We start from the raw sequence: 24857 nt of genomic DNA on the forward strand, positions 1-24857 counted from the left end.
TTATAGTATATCATTTTTATCATGTATAGTATAAATTAAGATATCTAGTATAGCACATACCCTATATAGTAAAAATTATGTGCTCATTTGAAACTATTGCTGTTTAAATCTTCATATTTTATAAAAAACGGCCTTAACCTATCCACGATTATCCTCGACCCTGCTGCAGCATCTGATTCAATATTAAGACATAATACCGGTTCGTGAAGAGAAAGTCTCAATAAAAACCATCCATCTCCATTTTCTTTGCCGCACTCTACTCTTATTCCCTCATAATTATTGACAGCTTCTTCCCATCCGTCAACTTTTTTTATATATTCTTTTAAATTTTCTATTATCCTAGAACCATATTCCTTAAAATCCTCTTTTAAAATAGGAAATCTGAATTCCAGGCTCTGCAGTGGAATTTTTAAACCTTCTATTAAAGATTCTATATTTTTTCCCTGTTCTTTAAGTTTAGCCGTTTTTATCAGTATTTTGGATACCAGATAAGCTCCGTCATCTAAAAAATAGTTTTCCTTTAAAGCCGCATGTCCTGAGGTTTCAATGGCTAGAAAACACTGGTGTCCTTCCTGGTTTAACTTTATCCCTTGATTTATAACATTTCTATAACCCCTTTTAAACCTGTAGTGTTTCCCACCTAAACCCTGGATAAATTCACTTAACCCTTTTGAAGTTACAGAATCCGTGACTACAGTAGTACCTGGATGTTCCTCTAGAACTATGGAAGATGCCAAGGCTATGAGGATATTTCTATTTATTCCTTTACCACTGTCATCTACAATAGCTGCTCTGTCTACATCAGCATCGAACACTATGCCCATATCCGCCTTATTTTTAATTACAGCATTTTTTATGGATTTCATGGCCTCTTCAGCCTCTGGATTCGGAATATGATTTGGAAACTTTCCATCTGGATTGATGAACTGACTTCCATGAGTATCTGCACCTAAAGGTTCTAGAACCTTGCCTGTAAAAAACCCTCCTGCCCCATTACCTGCATCCACTATAACTTTAAGCCCTGCTAATGGTCTATCATAATTTACCTTTGAGCTTATACCTTTTCTGATCTTTCCAATCAACAGTTGAGAATATTCATTTATAAAATTCATTTTTAAAATTTTCCCTCTACTGAGGACGACTTTATAATTATCCTTTAAAGCTTCCGTCAGTATATATTTTATATCTTCTTTTTCACAACCGCCGTCTTCAGTGAAAAATTTCAATCCATTATAGTAATATGGCAAATGGCTAGCTGTTATCATAATAGAACCATGGCATTTATAATTTGGATGCACCGTAGTCATAAACATTGCTGGTGTAGTACACAATCCACAATCATATACAGTACATCCAAGACTTGAAAGCTTTCTTGATATGACCTCTTTGATTTTCGGACCTGACAACCTGGAATCCATTCCCACTGCAATTTTCAATTTCTCTCTGCCCACACTTTTTCTGGCTTCAAGCCATATTACAAATCCTCCAATTATCCTCTTTATATTTTCAACAGTTAAATTTATATCCTTTTTCTTGCTCTCAATGGCAATTCCCCTTATATCCGTACCATTTTGCAGTTCAAATAATTTTTCTACCATATCCGTCATTCGTCCTCCACTTTTTAATTCTTATAGATTAAAATTTCATAGTTCTCATGGAATTCAACACCGCTATAAGCGCAACTCCCACGTCTCCAAATACTGCTTCCCATATATTTGCCATCCCCAGAGCTCCCAAAATCAAAATTATAAATTTCACTCCCAGGGCAATCACTATATTTTGCACAACTACTTTTTTGGTCTTTCTCGCTATTTTAATAGCTACAGATAATTTTGAAGGTTCATCTGTCATTATAACCACGTCTGCAGCTTCTATAGCAGCATCTGAACCAATTCCGCCCATAGCCACTCCTACATCCGATCTGGCAAGCACCGGAGCATCGTTTATTCCATCTCCTACAAATACAAGTTTATGTCTTCTATGATTTTCATTATATATTTCTTCTAATTTTTTTACTTTTTCATCTGGAAGAAGTTCTGTATAAGCCTCATCCAATCCAATATTTTCCGCTACCCTTTTCCCTGCCGAATAGCTGTCTCCAGTCAGCATCACCACTTTTTCTATACCTATCTTTTTTAGATTTTTCACTGCTTCTTTGGAATCTTCTCTTATTTCATCAGATATAACTATATACCCTGCATATTTGCGTCCAACTGCCACATGCACTATAGTCCCTATTTCCTGAATCTTCTCCGCTGGAATTTTATTATCTGCCATAAGACTTTCATTTCCAACCAGCACCTGTATACCACCTACAGCAGCTTCTATGCCTTTCCCCGGAATTTCGCTGCAGTCCTCTATCAAACCTCTCTCTATTTCTCTATTATAGGCTTTCAATATGGAAATTGAAATAGGATGATTAGAATAGACCTCTGCACAGGATGCATACCTTAAAACATCTTCTTCTTCAAAATTCCCAAAACTCTTTACCTTTGTAACCTCAAATACTCCTCTTGTCAAAGTCCCTGTTTTGTCGAACACCACTGTATTTACATCATTCAATGCTTCTAGATAGTTTCCTCCTTTTACAAGAATTCCATTTTTAGAAGCACTTCCTATTCCGCCAAAGAACCCCAAGGGTATGGATATGACCAATGCGCAGGGGCAGGAAACTACCAAAAATATCAACGCCCTATAAAGCCAGGTGGAAAAAGTTTCTCCGCTTATGAGCACAGGAGGCAGCACTGCCAGCATCAAGGACAATATCACTATTGTAGGAGTATAGTATCTGGCAAATTTGGTTATAAAATTTTCTGTAGGAGCTTTTTTACTGCTGGCGTTTTGAACTAAATCCAATATCTTGGCTGCAGTAGATTGTCCAAATTCCTTTGTTACTTTTACAGACAACACACCATTTTTATTTATAAATCCGCTCAATACTTCGTCATCTATGGAAACCGATCTTGGAACTGATTCCCCTGTAAGAGCTGAAGTATCAATCATAGAACTTCCATTTATTATTTTTCCATCCAGGGGGATTTTTTCTCCCGGTTTAACCAATATTATATCTCCAATATTTACTTTCTCCGGAGACATTTTTTTTACCCCGTCTTTCACTTTAACATTGGCAAAATCCGGTTTTATATTCATTAAATCCGATATGGACTTTCTGGAATGATCTACAGCCTTATCCTGAAAATATTCACCAACTCTATAAAACAACATCACCGCTACAGCCTCTGGAAACTGCTTAATGGAAAAAGCACCTATACTTGCAACACACATAAGAAAATTTTCATCGAACAATTGTCCTCTAACTGTATTCCTGACTGCTTTCAACAATATTTCTTTTCCAACTGCAACATAACTTATTAAATACAATACCATTTCTATTTTAAACTGAAAATCAAAAATCATAGCAATTATATAGAGTAAAATACCTATCCCCAAAATTGCATTTCCCGTTCTGCCATTTTTTGTTTTATCACAATTCTCATTTTTTCCCGATTCAGTACTTTTTACATCATACAACACTTTTACTTCCGGTTCTATAGTATTCACTATATTTTTTATTTTTTTTATAACGTAATTCAGTTTCTCTTCATCTTCTAATTGTATGACAAGTTTTTTAGATAAAAAATTCAAATATGCAGTCTTCACTTCAGGGATATTCTTTACTTGATTTTCAATTTTACTGGCACAATTAGCACAGCATAGATCTTCAAGTATGAATTCCTTTCTTTTGCAATTGTCCTTTTCGTTTACATTTCTGTCCTCCTGCAGTTTCCCTCCTGCGGTCATATTCATTTAAGCTCCCTCCCTCTATCTATTTTATCCAGCTGCAGCTTTTCTATTGAAGCGCCACCGCCAATACTCCCATCTTCCTATAAATAAGAGATATGTACTAAAGTTTACATATGAACATATGATTACTTGTTCATATGTTCATATTATTAGTATATTTATATACTGTATAAATGTCAATACCTTAATAAATCAAATTTTTCTGATTGCAGCCATCATACCAAAAGAACCGGGAATGATTTATAATCACTCACCGGTTCCTTCTGCACAACATATTATATTGTTTACTCTATACCCTTTACCTCATAACCTGCATCCTTGACGGCAGCTTCTATATCAGAATTATTTATTTCAGCTGAAGATTTTATAACTGCAGTTTTACTGTTCAAATCAACTTTTGCACTTGAGACTCCTTCTATTGACTCCAAAGCTGATTTTACATGTTCTACACAATGCTGGCAGGTCATTCCCTCTACATGTACAGTTTTTTTTATTTTTCCTTTAAAAAACATAATTACACCTCTTTATATTTTTATATTTATTTTAAATTAACAGTCCTACTTCAAACCATCAACTTAAATTGCCAATTTGATTTTTAATTACGGGCCGGTTTGAATCTCTTGAGTCTGAGTGCATTTAAGAGTACTGAAACCGAACTGAAACTCATGGCCAAGGCTGCTATCATAGGGCTTAAAAGTGGTCCTCCAAATATGAAAAGTACCCCCATGGCAACAGGTATCCCCAGAGAATTATAGCCAAAGGCCCAAAATAAATTTTCTTTTATATTTTTTATGGTTTTTTTACTTAGATCTACAGCTGTAACCACGTCCATCAAATCACTTTTCATAAGCACAATATCTGCTGACTCCATGGCCACATCTGTACCTGATCCTATTGCTATTCCTACATCTGCCTGTGCCAGAGCAGGAGCATCGTTTATTCCATCACCAACCATGGCCACCTTTTTATTTTCATTCTGCAGCTTTTTTACCTCATTGGCTTTATCCTCCGGTAGAACTTCTGCAAGTACCCTGTCTATTCCAACCTGCTCCGATATAGCCTGAGCTGTATTTTTATTGTCTCCTGTTATCATAACCACTTCTATACCAAGAGAATGGAGCTTTTGCACTGCCTTTTTGCTGTTTTCTTTAACAGTATCTGCCACAGCTATTATTCCTATCAATTTACCATTTGATACTATATACATAGGTGTCTTGCCCTCACCTGAAAGCTTTTCCCATACTGCCTCCAGACTTTCCAGAGAGATTTTTTTGCTGAGAATAAATTTTCCATTACCTAAAAGTACCTGTTCTCCCTCCAGAACAGCTTCAATACCATAACCTGGCTTAGCCATGAAAGAATCCACTTTTTTAAGTGAAATATTCTTTTCCTCGGCCTTTTTAACTATAGCCTCTCCCAGAGGGTGTTCTGATCCTTTTTCCGCAGATGCAGCAATTTGGAGTAAATAGTCCTCTTCCACTGCACTCAACGGAACTACATCTGTGACCTTTGGTCTCCCCTCAGTTATAGTACCGGTTTTATCAAATACTACAGTCTGTATCTTATGTGCAATCTCCAGAGCTCCTCCACTTTTTATAAGCACTCCATATTCTGCTCCCTTGCCTGTCCCCACCATTATAGCCGTGGGGGTAGCCAGCCCCAATGCGCATGGGCAAGCTATTACAAGCACGGATATAAATATAGTCATTGCAAATACTATGGATTGACCTGACACATACCAAACTACAGCTGACGATATTCCCAGTAAAAGAACTACAGGTACAAAGTATCCAGCTATCACATCCGCCAGTTTTGCAATAGGTGCCTTTGAGCCTTGAGCTTCTTCAACCAATTTTATTATCTGGGAAAGCGCAGTATCTTTTCCAACCCTGGTGGCCTTATATTTTATAGAACCGTTTTTGTTTATGCTGGCACCTACCACTTTGCTCCCGGGCGATTTTTCTACAGGTATACTTTCTCCGGTAAGCATGGATTCATCCACAGATGTAATTCCATCTATGACTTCACCATCTACAGGAATTTTTTCTCCCGGCTTTACTACAAGTATGTCGGAAACCTCTACTTCATCAATGGGGATTTTTATTTCTCTTCCGTCTTTCATTATATTTGCAGTCTTAGGTGCCAGGCCCATCAACTTTTTAATAGCTTCAGAAGTTTTTCCCTTGGCCACATTTTCAAAATATTTTCCCAAGGTTATCAAAGTGAGTATAACTCCTGCCGATTCAAAATACATATGGTAATAACTGTTGTCCTGTAATATTTTAATTACAGAAACTACACTGTATAAAAATGCCGCAGAGGTACCTATTGCTATAAGTGAATCCATATTTGGACTTCTCCTGAATAGTGATTTAAATCCTACAGTAAAATACCTTCTTCCCACTATCATCACCGGCAAAACCAATAAAAGCTGAAGTACTGCAAATTCTCTGGGATGTACCATGGGATCTATTGCTCCTGGAGGCATTACATTTAATTTTTCAGCTATCATAGGACCCATGGCTACAACAAGCAGCGGAATTGTAAATACAGCAGATATTATAAATCTCCTTTTCAGCGCTCCAATTTCCTCTTTTTTCTTTTTTTCCTTGTCGGCTGCACTTTCCTCACCGACAAGTTTATATCCTGCCTTCTCAATATCCTTTTTTAAGTGGTCAATTTTCATTTTAGAAGGATCAAAGGTTATGGTTAATTTTTCTGTAGCAAAATTAACGCTGGCATTCTCCACGCCATCCAATTTTTTGCTTACCTTTTCTACAGTTCTAGCACAAGCTGCACAGCTCATCCCTTCTATTTGAAAAACTTCACTTTTCATTTTAATACCTCCTCGGTCTGAAATATTGCTCATTTAAATTGCAGCTGTTACAAAAGTTATAAAAAATATTTATTTTAAGTAAACTCCATGTAAGTCTAAGAATTACATGTTCACCCATTTTTATTCAGTAATTTCCCCAATAATGTCATTATTTCATCTACTTTTTCTTCTCCGGAATTATGAAGAAAAGCATCTTTTACACAATGATTCAGATGCTGCTTCAGTATCAGTAAATTTGCCTTTTTTAAAAGTGCCTGGGCTGCAATTATCTGGTTGGATATGTCAATACAATATCTTCCATCCTCTATCATCTTCATTATTCCCTCAATCTGCCCCTTTGAAGTTTTTAATGCCTGAAATGCCTTCTTTTTTTCTTCATTCACTTTTTCCTCCCCCCCACCCCTGTGGGGTGATATTTTATAAAAAATATAAAATTTAAACAATATTAATTTTTTGTTTAAATTTTATTATCGGTTGATAAACATTCTCTCTACATATATTATAACTCAAATTTTCATTTTGTATATACCTTTTTCATTTTTATTATAAAGAACAAATATCAGCTAATGAACATTCGAACTGTAAATGCTTTTAGGTGTATCCATTAAATCTACTTTTTCAATATCTAAACTATGTGGATTTATAAGCGCCACGGCTTTCTCTTTGCTTAAAGTTACCATAATATTACCGCTGTCCTTATTTATGGAGATATCTGTAGGATATCTCCCCACTCTTATTTTTTTTATATTTTTAAAACTATCCATATCCACTGCCGTTATAGTATCCTCACCAGTATTTGCTATATAACAATATTTTCCGTCATTGGACAGACAAATTCCCCTCGGCCTTCTTCCAGTAGGTATAGGCTGGAGTACAGTATAGTTTTCAGCATCAATGAGAGACATATTGTTATCTTTAGTATTAGTTATCATTATATAATTCTTATTGGGGACAAAAGCAACTCGTGAGGGATGTTTCCCAATTTGCAGTTTCTTCATAAGCTTATTGTCCTTAATATTATAAAATAGGACAAAGCCATTATCATCTTCATTTTTATCGTTTGATACCACTACCACCAGAGTCTTTCCATCTGGAGAAATCTTCATATCCTCAGGCGTACCTTTTAAATTGATCCTGCCCACAATTTGATTTGTAACCGAATCAATTTTACATATGGTTTTTTCTCCAGTAACCACAAAATAATAATTTTTAGGATTTTGAGCCTCTTTTGCCAATGACTTTGCCCTGTAACTCATAGTCACAAATGCAACAATTAAAAATACTGCCAATAAACTGAAAATCAATATGATATTATACCGTCTGTATTTGAACATATCAGAACACCCTTTCACATATTTTCCATATTATTTTGTGCTTTTTTTACTATATATATTCCCTATTATATAAACAAATTAAAATTTTCTATTTATATATGTCTACAGGTGTTTTAAGAGATGCATATTCCTTCAATATATTGATGTCTTCATTAGATAAAGCCACACATCCATAAGTCCAATTATATTTAGAGCCGCCTCCATGTATACCTATAGCACCTCCAAGAGGGGTATTCCAGGGTGGCTGTATTTTATTCTCCGCTGAATACTTTATTTTTTCATATTGAGATTTACTGATAATATTCTTGTTCAATGCATTTTCAGCATCTTCTATATTAGGATAACTTATTCCAAAAAAATATGTATACTTGGTCTGAGAATTTATATAACATATGTAATAGCTCCCTTCTGGAGTTTTTCTATCCCCTTCTTTTTCCTTTTTTCCCTGAGGATTTCTGCCAAGCCCTATTTTAAATCTTCCAACTAGATGTCCGTCTCCATAAAGCTCCAGGATCCTTTTACCTTTGTATATCTTTATGGAAGTTTTATTTGGAAATTTTTCAGGTTTTTCAAAAAATATTTTTTCTCTGTCATTTTTCTCCGGCAGAGAAGTTTTATGGACAATTCCATGGCGTCCACCTGCCTCAGTATGTTTTTTAATGGATACCGTAGAAACAGTTCCTATTACAATAAGCCCAAAAATCAAAAATAAAAATGGAAACCTCCTGTAATCTCTTTTCACTGTAATTCTCCCCTCTGCTTTTTACTTATCTTACATCAATTTATCCCAATTATAGTTTTAATCCATTCTATTATATTCTCATTTTTTCTCTTCATATTTTCGTAGTACTTATAGTTTTTATTATAGTCCTTTATTTTCTCATTGTATTCATTCATGTGCTCATTGTATTCTGTCAATTTATTATTATATGATACCACTGTTTGATTCCATCTATAAGCATCCCCGGATTTTAGAGTATTCATTTTATCTTTCAGCTTTTGCAGCTCCACACTTTCTTTTTTCACTGTACTTCCCAAATTATCTATGGACTCTTTGTACTGTTTAAGTGTTATGTCCATATCCTGCATCGCCTGTGACACTGTTGAGGATTCTCTGGATTTTATATCCACCAATGCTGCTGCACATATAACCAGCAGTATTATAATCGCAACTGCAATTTCGGTCATAATGGATTTAAATTTTTCCATAAACACCCTCCCCAATTTAAAAGCTAATTTATTGACTACATATATATAATACTATTGTTATGTCAAAAAATATGCTAAAAAAGCTGTCAGTAAAATAAATTCACTATCAGCTTTTTCACTTCTATTATATATTAGAATTATAAATTTTAATTATATCCTCCAGCACTTTTTCAAGAGTACCTGTGTTCTTTACAAAAAAATCACAATAATATCTGTAAATAGAGTATCTGTGTTTAAAAATTTTTTTAATTTCTCCTATATTATTTTTTAAAAGAGGCCTTCCCCCTGTATCAAGATCCTGAATTATATCATTTAACGGCCTATCTATAAAAATTATAATCCCTTTTTGCTTCAAATTTAACATGTTTTTCTCATATTTTATTACTCCGCCACCAGTGGATATAACCACATCTTCAATTATGCTGATTTGCTCTACTGCTCTTAATTCCAAACTTCTAAAGTATTCTTCTCCATTCTTGAAAATTTCCGGAATACTGCATCCCTGCTGTTTTTCTATATACTCATCTATATCCACAAACTTTTTATTTAATTTACTGGAAAGTATCCTGCCCACTGTAGTTTTTCCCGAGCCCGGCATGCCTATGAGAACTATATTTTTAAGCGGCTTCTTCATAAGTCACACAATGTCCTCCCTGCTTAACAATTCATTATATATTTCATCTATGGCTTTTAAAGGTATTTTTCTTTTTTGCCAGATCTGCTGGGATGCTGCAGCCTGAGCCACCAGCATATACAATCCATTTGCGGTATTCAGTCCCAATTTATTTCCCAGTTTTAAAAACAAGGTTTGCTGTGGATTATATATTAAATCCACAGCTGTATTAAACCTGCTTAAAATTTTTTCATCTACAGGGCAGCTGTCTGCATCCGGATACATTCCACAGGGTGTGCAGTTTATTACAATATCCGATCTTTCTATTTTATACAATTCATCATAACTTATAACTTGAAATTTTCCTCTGCAAAATCTATTTGGATCTCTGCTTACATATGTTATGCTCCGGGCTCCTCTATCCAAAACATACCTGGATACAGCTTTGGATGCACCTCCCGTACCCAGCAGTACTATATTTTTACCCGATACCTCAATGCCATGTCTTTTCAAGGTCAATCCAAAACCATAATAATCAGTATTGTGCCCTATCAATTTATCACTGATAAATTCTATTGTATTTACAGCACCTATACTCTCCGCCTCTTCAGATATTTTATCCAGATATTTCATAATCTCAACTTTATAAGGTATAGTTACATTGGCACCGCTGCATCCTAAAATTTTTAAAGCCTCTACAGATTTGCCCAGACTTTTTTCATCTATTTCAAAAAGATTGTATCCTCCATTTTTCCCTATCTTTTTTAGAATCAAATCATGTATTACAGGTGAAAAACTGTGTACCAGCCTTTTCCCCATAAGTCCATAAAAATCACTCAATCAAATACACCTCCAATGGCAATTGACAATTTACAATTGTCTTAGTCCTCTTTATAATTTCCCAATAATTTAAAATAAGAGCTTTCTCTCTTTATCCCCTCAAGAGTATTTTTAGTACTTTCCTCCATTATGTTCCCGGAAAAATCAATATAGAAAAAATACTGCCAGGGCCTGTTCATAATAGGCCTCGATTCTATTTTAGTCATGTTTAAATTATTTTCCCAGAAAAATTTAACTATATTATACAAGCTTCCTGATCTATGGGGCAGTGTGACAAGAATGCTTATTTTATCATATCTTCTATCGTATACCATATTTCTGCCCACTATTATAAATCTGGTATAATTATCACTGTTGTAATTTATATTTTCCTTCAATATATCCAATCCATAAAATTCTGCTGCTTTCCTGCTGGCTATGGAAGCTTTACTCCTGTCATTTTTTTTCTTTATGTATTCAGCACTTTTAGCCGTATTAAAATAAGGTATAAGCTTCCAATTTACATGTGTTTTTAAAAATTTGCTGCTCTGCATAAATGCCTGACTGTGAGAATACACTTCCCCTATGTCTTCTATTGAAGCTCCCGGAATTCCCAGAAGATTGTGGTTTACCTTAATACACTTTTCTCCCACTATATAAATGTCATGTTTTTCAAGCAGATCATAGACCTGGGGAATTCCCCCCGTAGAAGAATTTTCTATTGGAAGGATTCCATAATCTATGTCCCCTTTTTCCAATGATTCAGGAACATCTTCAAAATTGTCAAAACCTATGGTCTTAACCTTATCACCAAAATAATCAATCAGGGCTTCATAACTGAAAGATGCCAGTATCCCCTGAAATCCCACTCTGCAGGAATGGTCATATTCCATTATTTCCGATTTACTATCATGCTCCAATGATTCCACAATTTTTTTCTTCTGAAGGTTTCTGCTTATGCTCATGATATCTCTTAAGAAGGTTTCTATTTCACTTTTCATAGAATTCTGTTTAAAATTTTTCAATTGAGTCTCTATGACTTCTTCTTCTCTATTCTCATCCAGTACTTTCATATGATTCCTTTTCTTGTACTCGGCTACTTTAGAAACCACGCTCATTCTCTTCTGAAAAAGTTCAACCATTTCTTTATCTATTTTATTTATTTTGTTTCTCAATTTATCCAAACTCTCCAAGTTACCACCTCCAACAATTTATTCCTGCATCAAATCCAATATGCCCAGGGCAGTAACTGCTTCTATCACCGGTACAGCCCTGGGTACAATACAGGGATCATGCCTTCCTGATATCTCTAAAATTGTATTCTTTTTATTTTCAATGTCCACGGTTTTCTGGGGCTTTGCTATGGAAGGGGTGGGTTTTACAGCTGCTCTAAATATAAGAGGCATGCCATTTGTGATCCCTCCCAGAATTCCTCCATTATTATTGGTATAGGTTTTTATGCTGCCACCTTCCGATATATAATATTGATCATTGGCCTCCGAACCCTTCATGGCGGCTATGTTAAAACCCTGCCCAAATTCCACTCCTTTAACTGCGGGAACAGAAAATAGAAGATGGGAAAGAGTGCTCTCCACAGAGTCAAAAAATGGCTCTCCTATACCTGCCGGTAAATTTACAACTGCTGTTTCTACAACTCCCCCAAGAGAATCCCCTTCTTCTCTAGCTTTTAATATGCTGCCTTTCATCTTTTCGCCGCAGCCTTTATCCAGTACGGGAAAAGTATCTTTTGAAAGCTCCTGAAGTATATATTTATTCGTGGAAATCGGTTCAAAAGAAGTTTTATCTTTTATTTTACCTATGCTCTTTATACGGCTTCCTATCATTATGCCTTTTCCTTCCAGTATTTTTCTGCACAAGGCACCTGCAAAAACCAGTGGTGCCGTAAGCCTTCCTGAAAAATGCCCTCCTCCCCTGTAATCATTAAAGCCGCAATATTTTACATTCCCGGTAAAATCCGCATGACCCGGTCTCAATACATTTGAAGTTTTTTTATAATCCTGGGAACGGATATCATTGTTAGATATCATGGCACAAAGGGGAGTGCCCGTGGTTTTTCCCTCAAAATATCCACTTAGGATTTGAAATTCATCCTGTTCTTTTCTGGCAGTGGACAGTTTTGTACGGCCCGGTGCCCTCCTTTTCATCTGTTCCCCTATATATTCAAGATCAATTTCAATGCCCGGCTTTAATCCATCTACAACTATGCCTACAGCTTTCCCATGGGATTCGCCAAAAATGGATATCTTTATTTTACTGCCCCATGTTCCACTCATCTATATCACCTCCCAAAGTCATAAAATCCTTCCAGAAATCTGGATATGATTTTTTTACACATTCAGCTCCTTCTATTATCATGGGATTCAAGCATTTTGAGGATACTGCTGCCAGAGCCATAGCTATTCTATGATCATTCCAGCTGTTCACCCTGCCTCCCATAAGCTTTTGCCTTCCTGTTACAATGAGTCCATCTTCTTTTTCAATCACATCTCCTCCCATTTTGTTCAATTCCGAAGATATGGCCTTAAGTCTGTCAGATTCCTTGATCCTAAGCCTTCCCGCATTTTTAATCTCAGTAGTACCCTGGCTTACAGACGCCAAAGCCGCAAGTATAGGTATAAGATCTGGACACTGGGAACCATCCACAATTGTTCCATGAATTCCATGAGAAGAACTGACAGTTATACTGCCGGCTTCCCATTTAATTTCCACACCCATTCTCTTCAATATGTCCACTATGATTTTATCTCCCTGCAGAGATGTTTTTTTCAATCCGCAGCAGTTAATACCATCCCCTAGGGCTCCCATGACGAGCCAAAAAGCAGCCTGTGAAAAATCTCCTTCTACCTGGTAGTCACTGCTCTCGTATTTTTGCCCCCCTCTGACTGTATATTCTCCATGAGCATTTTCGTCTATTTCTACTCCAAATTTTTCCATCACATCCAGTGTAATATCCACATAGGGCTTGGATTCCAATTCAGTAGTTACACATATTGTAGAATTTCCATCAAGTCTTGAAAGCGCAAATAAAAGTCCTGTTATAAACTGGGAGCTCACATCTCCCCTGACCCTGTACTCACCTGATTTTAATTTTCCCTTTAAAGTCAGAGGCAGCCTCCCTTCAAAATTTTTATAGTATATGTTTTGATTGTCAAATATATCATAGTAAATACCAAGAGGCCTCTCTGCCAATTTTCCATCACCTGTAAAAACAACTTCCTCATCAATTGTAGCAGCTATAGGTATTAAAAACCTTATGGTGGAGCCTGACTGGGCACAATTTATGATTGGATTTTTCACAGGGCGCTTGAAATTTCCTTTAACAGTCAAACCATTTTTCTGTCTCTGCATTTCCACGCCCAAATTCTTCAAGGCACCGCAGGTAGCTTCTATATCTTCAGAAAAATTTATATTTTTTATATTGCTTGTGCCGTCACTCAGCGAAGCACATATTATTGCTCTGTGACATATGCTCTTAGAGCTGGGTACAACTATTCTTCCACTCAGTTTTGCTGGATTTATCTGCACATATTTCAAAATATACTTCTCCCCTCTTCATTTGATTTTATCCAAAAATAAAAAATGCTGCACCTGGGATATTTTTACCTTCATTATCTTTGCCTTTCCCACTTCTTCCAGAACTATAAGATTTAAAATATCCTTCCCTGATGATTTCTTATCCAATGCCACGGAATCTATAATTTCCTTTCTGTTTAAATCCGGCATACAAGTTGGGAGTCCATATTTATCCAATATATATTTCATATAATCATAAGCCCCTCTTTTAGTGATGCCCATTTCTTCAGTCCTCCCGGTTACAGCAGTCATACCAATGGCCACAGCTTCCCCATGACTGTATCTTTCATAGTTGTAATATTTCTCTACAGCATGCCCCAGGGTATGCCCGAAGTTCAGCATCATTCTATCTCCTAAATCCCTCTCATCCTTCTCAACCAGTTCTCTTTTTATACTACAGCACTTATATATTATATTATCAATATTATTAAGAACATCTTTTCTATTTGAATAGGAATCCAGATCATCTAAAATACTCCTGTCCTTTATAAATCCATATTTTATGACTTCAGACATTCCATCACTAAAAAATCTGTCATTTAAAGATGAAAGTACTTCAGGATCTATGAACACCGCATCAGGGTGATAAAAATTTCCCACTAGATTTTTCCCCCAGGGTAAGTCTACAGCTACTTTTCCGCCTACGCTGCTGTCCACTTGTGCCAAAATCGAAGTTGGTATCTGAATATACCTTATTCCTCTTAAATAGGTAGCTGCGGCAAAGCCAGCCAGGTCCCCCACTACTCCTCCTCCAAGGGAAATTATAATATCACTTCTTCTAATATTGAACTTACATAAATTCTCATATACCTTCTTCAGCATCTCCAGAGTCTTACTCTTTTCTCCAGGCGGTATAGATATTGAATTCACCTTAAATCCGGCATTTAGAAGCGATTCCCTGAGTATATCCAAATATAATTTTTCCACATTATAGTCGGTGATTACAACTATACTTCTACCCTCATAGGAAGATTTCAATTTTTCTCCTACATATTTTAAAATTCCCCTTTCTATATAGATTTTATAGCATTTTTCCCTGAGATTTATATCAATAATATTCACAAAATCACTATCCTTATCTTTTAGCTAAAATTTTTCTTCTGCGAACTGCATTTTGGAAAATATGATTCATGGTATCTGCATTTTTGTACATTATAGCTGTTTTCAACCTGTCCATGGTCTTTTGAAATTTTTCTATTTCATTTACCAGTTTATCAGAATTCATTATAAACAATTGACTCCACAATCCAGAGTTGATCTGTGCCACTCTGGTGGCATCCCTAAAGCTTCCGCCTGCAAACAGTGCTATATGATCCATGGAGCTTTCCTCATGGGAATTCATAAGGGAGACAGCTACAGCATGCGGCAGCTGACTGGTAAAAGCAACTGCATAATCATGCTCTTCAGGGCTCACATAAGTTACATTGCTGCAGCCTATTCTTCTGGCCATAATATCTATTACTTTAAGCCCCCTGGAAGTATTCCCGTTACTGGGTGTTATTATATAGTTGGCTTTTATAAAAATATCCGCTGATGCAAACTCTATTCCTCTGGATTCTCTGCCTGTCATAGGATGCCCCGAAACAAATTCCATGCCATCAGGCAAAAATGCATCTATGCTGTTTACTACATCTCTTTTTACACTTGAGGTATCAGTTATAAGCACTTTCATTTTAAAATTCTGAATATTATTCCTTACGAACTCCACTGTATCTTTAGGGTAGAGGGCTATGACAACCAGATCAATTTCTTTTAAAAATCTTCCACCGGTTTCATAACCTCTGTCTATAATACCTTTGTGCAGGGCATAGTCTAAAGTTTTCCTGTCTTTATCTATTCCAATTATACTTTTGGGATTTAAAGCTCTAAGCGCCATAGCATAGGATCCGCCAATAAGTCCTATTCCAACAACAGCTATATTTATATTAAAGTCACAATCTTCCACTTTCATTTCCCCTTTCAATTATGCTTTTACACATTTACAACATCATATCCTCTGTTTGCCACTGCATTCATTATTTTATCTATATCTCCCATGAGTTTTCGGAATGCCTTCGGTTTTATGGACTGCTGCCCGTCACATTTAGCATTGGCAGGATCATTATGGACCTCTATCATAAGTCCATCAGCTCCCACTGCCACTGCTGCTTTAGCCAAAGGCTCCACCATCCACCAAATACCTGCCGCATGGCTTGGATCCACCACTATGGGAAGATGGCTCAATTTCTTTATGGCAGGTATAGCACTCAAATCCAGGGTATTTCTGGTGTAAGTCTCAAAAGTCCTTATTCCCCTCTCGCAGAGTATTACATTTTCATTTCCACCGGCCATTATATATTCGGCGGACATGAGCAGCTCCTGGATGGTGGCAGAAATTCCTCTTTTCAAGAGAATAGGCTTTCTAGTCTTCCCCAGCTGTTTCAAAAGCTCAAAGTTCTGCATGTTCCTTGCTCCCACCTGTATTATATCCACATCTTCTACAAATCTGTCTATCATATCAGTGGACATGATTTCCGTAACTATGGGAAGTCCCGTTTCTTCTCTGGCTATTTTCAAAAGCTCCAGTCCTCTGACCCGAAGTCCTTGAAAGCTGTAGGGTGAAGTCCTTGGTTTAAAAGCACCGCCTCTTAAAAATTTTGCTCCGCTCTTTTTCACATCTCTGGCAATACTCACAATCTGTTCTTCACTTTCAACAGAGCAGGGACCTGCTATGACAGCCAGTTCATTTCCACCTATGGAGCTGTCTTTTACTTTTACAACAGTGTTCTCAGGGTGAAACAGCCTGTTGGAAAGCTTATATGGCTGCTGAACCTTTTTCACATCTTCCACGAATTCATTTGCTCTAATTTTGCTGGCATCAACCTTTGTCGTATCTCCGATAAGGCCCAGCAGACAGTACTCTTTCCCCTGAATTATATTCACCGACACTTTATTTTCCTCCTCAATTTTTTGTTTTAAAGCAATTATTTCCCTTTGTGGTGATTTCGGTTTAATGATAACTATCATTACAAATTCCTCCTCATAATAAATTTAAAAGTAAAAAAGACAAGGCCCCTTAATGAGCCTTGTCTGAAATCAACTAAATTACATCTTTATCATGCAAAATGTGTTTAATTAACATATATAACTATACTTACTCATTAGAAAGGGATTGAAATTTTTTTGAAAGCAAAAGTAACCAGCGCTAAAATAAAAATAGCCCCAGCTAAAAGTAAAGTAATAGTAATTTTTACTTGTTGCTTTCATTTCCTCTCTAATAGTATTTTTCATTCTAATTTTACCTCCACTATAATACAAATCAATATAAAATCTGCTTGTTTTTAATTATAACAGGTTTCTATTTTATGTCAATATGGAAATTCATATTTATTTACAGCGGATTTCTTGTAATTTCATGGAACCGTCCCCAAAAATATGGTATAATTAACCTAAATTATTCTTCATAAGTAACGATAATTTATTATTGTAATGATTTTAAATTAATTATAATTGCAGGAGGAAACAACATGAATAAGTATAAAAAGCTAATCTTTGCTTTTTTTATTTCTGCAGCTCTTATGAACAGTAAAAATGGAATAAGCATTGTACACGCTGATGGCATTTTGCCGAATATCCAAAGCAGCGCATACACTGCAGTGGGAAATATATTTGCCAAATGTGGCTACAGCGGCCAATGTACCTGGTTTACATATGGAAGAGTTCTTGAAAAGCTTGGAATTGCACTTCCATCTGAATTTTACGGAAATGCAGTGGACTGGTGGTATGCCAATGCCAGAGATAACGTATACCCTTACGGTTCTGAGCCAAGAGCAAATTCCATAATAGTATGGGGGGGAGGCCCCGTTGGTTACGGACATGTGGGCTTTGTGGAAAAAGTAGAAGGAGATACTGTATATTTTAACGAAGGTAATTTCAGTATACGGGGTAATTATGATGGAAATGTAAAAACCCTTTCAAAAGAAGCCATAAAAGACAGAGGTAATTTATATCTAAAAGGATACATATATGTGGGAGATGGAAGACAATCAGTTCCTGCTTCTTCTTCAGGCAACAACTCTTCCGGAAGTACGGATACTTATAAAACTGGAATTGTAAATATTTCAAACAGCAGTTCATATTTGAACGTAAGAAACGGAGCAGGTACTTCTTTTGGAATACTCGGAAGTTTAAAAAATGGCCAGTCTGTTGAAATAGTTGGGACTGTGGGAAGCTGGTATAAAATCAAATTGAATTCATCCTATGGATATGTGGCTTCCAGCTATATAAGTTCGGGAGGAAACAGTGCCCCAACTCCCAGTGAGACTTCCTCCTCCGTTTCAAAAGCAGGTTACGTCAAACTGCAAAATAGTTCTTCCTCTTTGAATTTGAGATCAGCACCTCAGGGTTCCATAATAGGTTCCCTTTCAAACGGAACTCAGGTAACTATTTTGGAAGGTTCCGGCGGCTGGTACAAAGTAACTGCAAATGGTAGGACAGGTTATGTTTATTCCAGCTACATAAGTGCCTCACAATCTACATCATCAGCCTCATCAGTTTCCAGTACCGGTACTGTGATTTTAAATGATAAATCTTCCGTACTGAACTTGAGAAACAGTCCTTGGACAGGTCGTGTTCTTGCAACTCTTCCCTATGGAAGCAAAGTTACCATTTTAAGTACAGATGGTCGTTGGTATAAAGTTCAGGCAGGTTCTACAGTTGGTTACGTCCACTCGGATTATATCAAGTGATTTCTAAATTCATGCGAGATTTACTTATAAGGGATATATACTATTCAGTATCTGAATGTTCAAGAGGCTCATTTATCAAGAATGAGCCTCTTTAGAATATCATATTTTCTGTAATTTTCTTTAAAATTTTGCGCTATGTATTAATTAGCCAGATACCTATTTTCCCATAAATAACTAGGTTTCTCTTGATATTTAATTGACTTTGCCCCTCATATTTGATGTCAATTTATCCAATAGCTGCTGCTTGTTTTCCCCATCTTCAGGAAAAGTAACACAACTGTATTCAAGATGATACTCAGCATATTTTTCATCTGCAGACCTTATTGTATCATATATTTCATTGATTTTATTTATAGTAACAAGAGCCTGATCTTTTGCACACTGTGGAAGGACACCCACAAGGGTTGAAAATCCATATTTTTCAAATAGATCTTTTACCTTGAAAACAGTTCTCAATTTTTCATAAAGAGAATCCATTAATATAAGATAATTATCCTTCACATCTATTTTTTCATCCATAGCTGTAAAATATTTTTTCATCAAACTCAACATTATAACTGAAAGTTTTGTACTTTCAACTTTAGCTTTATCAATCTGTTTTGTAATATATTGCTGGAAGTTTAAATATATTATTTCTCCCTTTTCATCCTTATTTTTGCTGGACTTAACCAGTCTGCTTGTCCTTTCAAGTAGTATTTTTTTATCGAAAGGCTTTAATATATATTCTGAAGTTCCCTCCTTTATACACTTTATAAATGTACTTCTAGTATTTATTTTTGTAAGTATCATTATGGGAATATTCAAATTTCTGGCTTTTATTTTTCTAAGCACTTCAAAGCCGTCTTCATTACTTAAGCCCACCTCTAGTATTATTAAGTTTATCTCATCTTTTTTATCATGAAGTTTATTAAAAAAATCAAAAGAAGTTGCTGACTCATACACTTCAATATCCATTTCTTTCAAAATATCTTTTACCCTGTATCTAATATACGCCATATCATCTAAAATTATAACTTTATACATAATTATGACATCCCTCCATCCACAGTTATGACCTGACCTGTTATATAAGCTGAGGAGTCTCCTGCTAAAAAGCAAACTGTTTTTGCCACGTCAGCACCTGTTCCAAATCTTCCTACAGGTATCTCCTCCATAAGATTTTTCCTATCCTGTCCTTCTAAAAAGGAATTCATCTGTGTATCTATTACTCCTGGTGCAACTGCATTTACTCTAATATTAGAGGTTGCCATTTCTTTACCAAGAGATTTAGTAAAGAGGTTTACAGCACCCTTAGTAGCAGAATAAATTGCCTCGCAAGAGGCGCCAACATTTCCCCACATAGATGAAATATTTATTATAGAACCTCCTCTCCTTGAAATCATATGATTAAGCACACAATGAGTGCAATTCAACATTCCCTTGAAATTCACATCTATTATGGAATTCCACTGTTCTTGCTTCATATCCACAAAAAGACCTATATGGCATATCCCTGCATTATTCACAAGCACATCAACTTTCCCCATTTTATCTATGGAATTCTTTACTATTTTTTCGGCATTATGATACAAGCTTACGTCACCCTGCACAACTATTCCAAAGGAGCCTGCCTGCTTTACCATTTCAAGAGTTTTATACGCCCCCTTCTCATCTTGATTAAAATTTATTATAACATTTGCCCCACATCTTGCCATATTTACAGCAATACTTCTCCCAATTCCCCTGGATGCTCCTGTAATTACAGCTACTTTTCCTCCTAAGTCCTCCATGTAAACTCCTGCTTTCTAAAAAATTATAATTACTGCTCTAAACAATATTATACATTAAATTTAAATATTATATAGAATATAATTAAATTATAATTATAATTAATTTGCATGTTTTATACCTTTATGTTATTATAATAAATAGTAGTTTTCAATTAATATTTATTATTAGGAGGCATATATATGAATTTAAAATTTCAGGGGAAACCCGTAAAAGTTTCTGGCAATACTCTTAAAGCTGGTGATACCGTACCGGATTTTGTTGTTACAAACAATGCACTGGAGCCCCTTTCCCTAAATGATACAAAGGGAGTTAGAATATTTCTGACAGTACCTTCTATAGATACCCCGGTTTGTGATTTGGAAACCAGGACCTTCAATGAAAAGGCATCAGAAATTCCCGGAGTAACTGTATACACAATATCCATGGATTTGCCTTTTGCACAGAGCCGATGGTGTGCAGCTAACGGAATAAAAAATGTAATCACAGCATCAGATTTTAAAGACAGAACCTTCGGTAAAAATTTTGGAACATATATGGATGATTTGGGTCTCCTGGCCAGAGCCGCTTTTGTAGTAGACAGTTCAAATAAAATTACCTATGTAGAATATGTGCCTGAAGTTACAAATCAACCAGATTTTGATTCTATACTCAATGCCGCTAAAAAAGCAAAATAACGTATAGCTAAAAAATTGCCAACAAAGAATACATTTAAATATGAGAGTTCAATTAGTAGTAGTTTTGGGTGTAACCCAAAATTATCATTAATTGAACTTTGCACTTTATTTTTCTCTATTCACCGAATTGCACATTGCATAAATTATATTTGAATTAATTTATAAAACATGTTATAATCACCATATAATTTAATAGGCTGGATGAAGTTAGCGGAATATATTTATAAACCGTTATCCGACAAGCCTCTGGAGAGACTCTCAGGGAGCGCCGAAGGGGAAAGCTAAATTTAGTGAAACTCTCAGGTAAAAGGACAGGGGATTTTATATTTGTATAGTAGATTTTTGTATTTGCTATCTTAAACCTTTGTTTGCCAGAGATTAATTTTATTTTAATCTCTTTTTATTTTCCCTAAAAATTTTCAACTAAAAAATTAAGGAGATGGATATAATAAATGAAAGCATTTATTACAGTACTTGGAAAAGACAAGGTAGGTATTATCTATAAAATAACTTCTGTATTATTCGAAAACAATATAAATATTTTGGACATTAACCAGACACTGATAGAAGATTATTTTACCATGATAATGCTTGTAGATCTGGGTACCATGAAAACAGATTTTATAAGTGTAAAAAATTCTCTTGAAAATAAAGCAAAAGAGATAGGTGTGGTTGTTAAAATTCAACGTGAAGACATATTTGCTTCTATGCAAGAAATCTAAACTGGAGTGTGAATTAAATGATAAATACTAAAAATATAATGGAAACAATAAACATGATAGATAAGGAAAATCTGGACATACGAACCATCACCATGGGTATATCTCTTATGGATTGTATTGACAGCGATAGCAAAAAAGCCAGAACAAAAATTTATGATAAAATAACAAGACATGCTGAAAATCTGGTTAAAACCGCAAAACAAATTGAAGTAGAATATGGCATACCAATAATACATAAAAGAGTGTCCGTTTCGCCTATTTCTCTTGTAGCCCAGTCCACTTCCGACAAAAATTATGTGGAATTTGCAAGCACCCTGGATAAAGCTACCGAGACTCTCGGCATAGATTTCATCGGAGGCTTTTCTGCACTCGTACATAAAGGATATTCTAAAGGGGATAAGATACTCATAGAGTCTATACCGGAAGCACTGGCATCCACCAAAAAAGTATGTTCTTCAGTAAATGTGGCAACTACAAAAGCTGGAATAAATATGGATGCAGTAAAGGATATGGGAAGAATAGTAAAAAAAACCGCTTATCTCACCAGAGAAAATGAAAGCATAGGATGCGCTAAACTTGTGATATTTTCAAATGCCGTTGAAGACAATCCTTTTATGGCAGGAGCATTTCACGGCATCGGAGAGGCCGATGCAATAATAAATGTAGGTGTCAGTGGTCCTGGTGTAGTAAAATCCGCACTGGAGGAAGTAAAGGGAGAAAATTTTAATATAGTGGCTGAAACCATAAAAAAGACTGCTTTCAAAATAACCAGAATGGGACAGTTAGTAGCTAGTGAAGCCTCAAAAAGATTAAATGTTCCCTTCGGCATAGTTGATCTATCTCTTGCCCCAACACCTGCCGTGGGTGACAGTGTGGCAAGAATTCTTGAGGAGATGGGTCTGGAGAGCTGTGGATGCCCGGGTACGACAGCAGCTCTTGCACTTTTAAACGATGCAGTTAAAAAAGGCGGCATAATGGCGGCATCACAAGTTGGTGGACTAAGCGGCGCATTTATACCGGTAAGTGAAGATGAGGGAATGATAAATGCAGTAAATGCGGGTTCACTTAATATAGAAAAATTGGAGGCCATGACCTGTGTATGCTCAGTAGGTCTGGATATGATAGGTATACCAGGTGATACTCCTGAATCCACTATATCTTCCATAATAGCAGATGAAGCTGCTATTGGAATGATAAACTGCAAAACTACTGCTGTAAGGTTAATCCCGGTTTACAATAAGTCTGTAGGAGAAGAGGCAAATTTTGGAGGTCTCCTTGGTAAAGCTCCTATAATGCCGGTAAGTAAATTTTCCAGTGAAGCCTTCATGAATAGAGGAGGCCGTATTCCAGCCCCTATTCACAGCTTTAAAAATTAATTTAGCAGCAAGTTAACAACAAATTCATATAGAGCTTGAGCCTGGCAACTGAATAAATTTGAAACAATAAAATAACTTATTTTCCCTCAAAACTATTTAGAATTATGAAAATTCGACGATAAATTAATAATTGTTATATATTTCTAAATTATGATATACGAGGTGAGACACTATGTTGTGGGAAAAGAAGTTCCTTTCAATCAATGAGCTAAGGCCTGGAATGATGTCCTCAAGCGATATAATTTTTGAAGATAAAATGTTGTTAGCTAAAAACACTGTTATTACAGAGTCACATATAAACAATTTAAAACAGAATTATGCAGTGGACAAAATTCAGGTTTATTTAAAAGATGATTCTGATGATCCCTTAATTATTCAGGAAAATTCAGTACAAAAAATAGAGAGTGATTTTAATGAATTTTCTTTGAATCTAAAACATATATTTGATAAGATATCCAATTTACCAGTTCCTGAAATGAATGAAATAAGAACTTTCTCAAAGAAAATACAGGAAGAATTTAAATCAGTGGGAATAGTTATAAGGAATATCGTATTCTACGGCAGTGGAAACGATACTATTTACAGACACAGTATAAACGTATCAGCTATTAGCTTTATACTGGGTAAATGGTTAAACTTTGATCAACGTGAATTGAACCTGCTGACCTATTCCGCCATATTACATGATTTTGGAAAAACTAAAATAAGCAAGGATATAATAGATAAAAAGGGTACCCTTACTTCTAAAGAGTATAAAATTATCAAAACCCATCCAGTCATAAGCTATAATTTTGTGAAGAGTATTCCATATCTGGACTCTTCTGTGAGTTACGGAGTGCTCATGCACCACGAAAAAATGGATGGCTCTGGATATCCATTGGGTATATCTGGAGATAAGATCCATTCATTTGCCAAGATAATAGCTATTGCAGATTTATTCGATGAGGTTAATTCTTCAAGATATTATAAAAAAGTGAAAGGTCCCTTTGAAGCTCTGCAGGTGATTCAGGAACAAAGTCTGGGGAAACTCGATCGTAAATACTGTGATATGTTTTTAAATCATATAATAAATTATTTTATGGGAGAAAATGTGCTGTTGAACAACGGGAAAAAATATAAGGTACTTCAAGTTAATATAAATGATCTAACAAGTCCTTTGCTTCTGGATCAAGGAGATTTTTTGGATTTGAAAAAGGAAAAAAATTTATATGTGGAAAAGCTGGTCATATAACCAGCTTTTTATTTTTATTTCGGGAGCGTACCTAGATTTGTGTAAATCAGATCCAGGTACGTTATTTTTACGTATACATAACTGGTAATAGTGGTAATAATAAGTATAAATAATTTTTGAAAGGAGACTCAATATGAATGTATTGGAA

At 35.6% G+C, this 24857-nt stretch carries 22 protein-coding genes, 1 pseudogene and 1 riboswitch; of the genes and pseudogenes, 5 read left to right on the forward strand and 18 right to left on the reverse strand.

What is annotated here, in order from left to right; genetic code table 11:
* Window positions 1-83 precede the first annotated feature (83 nt).
* From CLLU_RS13620 to aroF, 16 genes and pseudogenes are all read right to left on the reverse strand, one after another.
* Complete coding sequence (locus CLLU_RS13620; RefSeq protein ID WP_106010359.1) at window positions 84-1598, reverse strand: phosphohexomutase domain-containing protein; 1515 nt, start codon at window positions 1596-1598, stop codon at window positions 84-86.
* A 37-nt stretch (window positions 1599-1635) separates the two neighbouring features.
* A complete protein-coding gene (locus CLLU_RS13625; protein ID WP_106010337.1) occupies window positions 1636-3807 on the reverse strand; it encodes a heavy metal translocating P-type ATPase in 2172 nt (723 codons plus the stop codon).
* A gap of 281 nt (window positions 3808-4088) precedes the next feature.
* On the reverse strand, window positions 4089-4316 hold the full coding sequence (locus CLLU_RS13630) for a heavy-metal-associated domain-containing protein (RefSeq protein WP_106010338.1): 228 nt from the start codon (window positions 4314-4316) through the stop codon (window positions 4089-4091).
* A gap of 83 nt (window positions 4317-4399) precedes the next feature.
* A pseudogene (locus CLLU_RS13635) lies at window positions 4400-6634 on the reverse strand (heavy metal translocating P-type ATPase); the annotation flags it as partial.
* 116 nt (window positions 6635-6750) lie between these two features.
* Window positions 6751-7023, reverse strand: a complete 273-nt coding sequence (locus CLLU_RS13640) for a metal-sensing transcriptional repressor (RefSeq protein ID WP_106010340.1) — start codon at window positions 7021-7023, stop codon at window positions 6751-6753.
* Between the two features lie 180 nt (window positions 7024-7203).
* On the reverse strand, window positions 7204-7974 hold the full coding sequence (locus tag CLLU_RS13645; RefSeq protein WP_106010341.1) for a YncE family protein: 771 nt from the start codon (window positions 7972-7974) through the stop codon (window positions 7204-7206).
* 88 nt (window positions 7975-8062) lie between these two features.
* A complete protein-coding gene (locus CLLU_RS13650; protein WP_106010342.1) occupies window positions 8063-8716 on the reverse strand; it encodes a L,D-transpeptidase family protein in 654 nt (217 codons plus the stop codon).
* 35 nt (window positions 8717-8751) lie between these two features.
* Window positions 8752-9183: a hypothetical protein gene (locus CLLU_RS13655; protein ID WP_106010343.1), complete on the reverse strand. Its 432-nt coding sequence runs from the start codon at window positions 9181-9183 to the stop codon at window positions 8752-8754.
* A 124-nt stretch (window positions 9184-9307) separates the two neighbouring features.
* The gene (locus CLLU_RS13660; protein WP_106010344.1) at window positions 9308-9817 is read right to left on the reverse strand and encodes a shikimate kinase; all 510 of its coding nucleotides are present in this window, start codon (window positions 9815-9817) and stop codon (window positions 9308-9310) included.
* A gap of 3 nt (window positions 9818-9820) precedes the next feature.
* On the reverse strand, window positions 9821-10636 hold the full coding sequence (aroE, locus tag CLLU_RS13665) for a shikimate dehydrogenase (RefSeq protein ID WP_106010345.1): 816 nt from the start codon (window positions 10634-10636) through the stop codon (window positions 9821-9823).
* Window positions 10637-10677: 41 nt separating this feature from the next.
* Window positions 10678-11808 (reverse strand): chorismate mutase, encoded by a 1131-nt coding sequence (locus tag CLLU_RS13670; RefSeq protein WP_106010346.1) that lies wholly within the window; start codon window positions 11806-11808, stop codon window positions 10678-10680.
* Window positions 11809-11826: 18 nt separating this feature from the next.
* A complete protein-coding gene (gene aroC / locus CLLU_RS13675) occupies window positions 11827-12909 on the reverse strand; it encodes a chorismate synthase (RefSeq protein WP_106010347.1) in 1083 nt (360 codons plus the stop codon).
* Window positions 12887-14170: a 3-phosphoshikimate 1-carboxyvinyltransferase gene (gene aroA / locus CLLU_RS13680; RefSeq protein ID WP_106010348.1), complete on the reverse strand. Its 1284-nt coding sequence runs from the start codon at window positions 14168-14170 to the stop codon at window positions 12887-12889. The genes aroC and aroA overlap by 23 nt, the downstream gene beginning before the upstream one ends.
* 18 nt (window positions 14171-14188) lie before the next feature.
* Window positions 14189-15271, reverse strand: a complete 1083-nt coding sequence (gene aroB / locus CLLU_RS13685; RefSeq protein ID WP_106010349.1) for a 3-dehydroquinate synthase — start codon at window positions 15269-15271, stop codon at window positions 14189-14191.
* A gap of 13 nt (window positions 15272-15284) precedes the next feature.
* Window positions 15285-16154 (reverse strand): prephenate dehydrogenase, encoded by an 870-nt coding sequence (locus tag CLLU_RS13690; RefSeq protein ID WP_106010350.1) that lies wholly within the window; start codon window positions 16152-16154, stop codon window positions 15285-15287.
* Between the two features lie 26 nt (window positions 16155-16180).
* A complete protein-coding gene (gene aroF / locus CLLU_RS13695; protein ID WP_106010351.1) occupies window positions 16181-17215 on the reverse strand; it encodes a 3-deoxy-7-phosphoheptulonate synthase in 1035 nt (344 codons plus the stop codon).
* A 500-nt stretch (window positions 17216-17715) separates the two neighbouring features.
* On the opposite strand from aroF, the gene CLLU_RS13700 reads away from it, so the two are divergent.
* The gene (locus tag CLLU_RS13700) at window positions 17716-18936 is read left to right on the forward strand and encodes an SH3 domain-containing protein (RefSeq protein WP_106010352.1); all 1221 of its coding nucleotides are present in this window, start codon (window positions 17716-17718) and stop codon (window positions 18934-18936) included.
* Window positions 18937-19128: 192 nt separating this feature from the next.
* Here CLLU_RS13700 and CLLU_RS13705 read toward each other — a convergent pair whose 3' ends face one another.
* Window positions 19129-19959, reverse strand: a complete 831-nt coding sequence (locus tag CLLU_RS13705; protein WP_106010353.1) for a response regulator — start codon at window positions 19957-19959, stop codon at window positions 19129-19131.
* 2 nt (window positions 19960-19961) lie between these two features.
* The gene (ymfI, locus tag CLLU_RS13710; protein WP_106010354.1) at window positions 19962-20705 is read right to left on the reverse strand and encodes an elongation factor P 5-aminopentanone reductase; all 744 of its coding nucleotides are present in this window, start codon (window positions 20703-20705) and stop codon (window positions 19962-19964) included.
* 180 nt (window positions 20706-20885) lie between these two features.
* On the opposite strand from ymfI, the gene tpx reads away from it, so the two are divergent.
* From tpx to CLLU_RS13730, 4 genes are all read left to right on the forward strand, one after another.
* Complete coding sequence (gene tpx, locus CLLU_RS13715) at window positions 20886-21380, forward strand: thiol peroxidase (protein ID WP_106010355.1); 495 nt, start codon at window positions 20886-20888, stop codon at window positions 21378-21380.
* A 236-nt stretch (window positions 21381-21616) separates the two neighbouring features.
* A riboswitch (glycine riboswitch) is annotated at window positions 21617-21705 on the forward strand.
* Window positions 21706-21832: 127 nt separating this feature from the next.
* On the forward strand, window positions 21833-22102 hold the full coding sequence (locus CLLU_RS13720; protein WP_106010356.1) for an ACT domain-containing protein: 270 nt from the start codon (window positions 21833-21835) through the stop codon (window positions 22100-22102).
* Window positions 22103-22119: 17 nt separating this feature from the next.
* Window positions 22120-23478 carry a PFL family protein gene (locus CLLU_RS13725; RefSeq protein ID WP_106010357.1) on the forward strand — a complete coding sequence of 453 codons (1359 nt, stop codon included), beginning with the start codon at window positions 22120-22122 and terminating at the stop codon, window positions 23476-23478.
* Between the two features lie 172 nt (window positions 23479-23650).
* Window positions 23651-24709 (forward strand): HD-GYP domain-containing protein, encoded by a 1059-nt coding sequence (locus tag CLLU_RS13730; RefSeq protein WP_106010358.1) that lies wholly within the window; start codon window positions 23651-23653, stop codon window positions 24707-24709.
* Window positions 24710-24857 lie beyond the last annotated feature (148 nt).

Source organism: Clostridium luticellarii, from assembly GCF_002995845.1.
Lineage (GTDB): Bacteria > Bacillota > Clostridia > Clostridiales > Clostridiaceae > Clostridium_B > Clostridium_B luticellarii.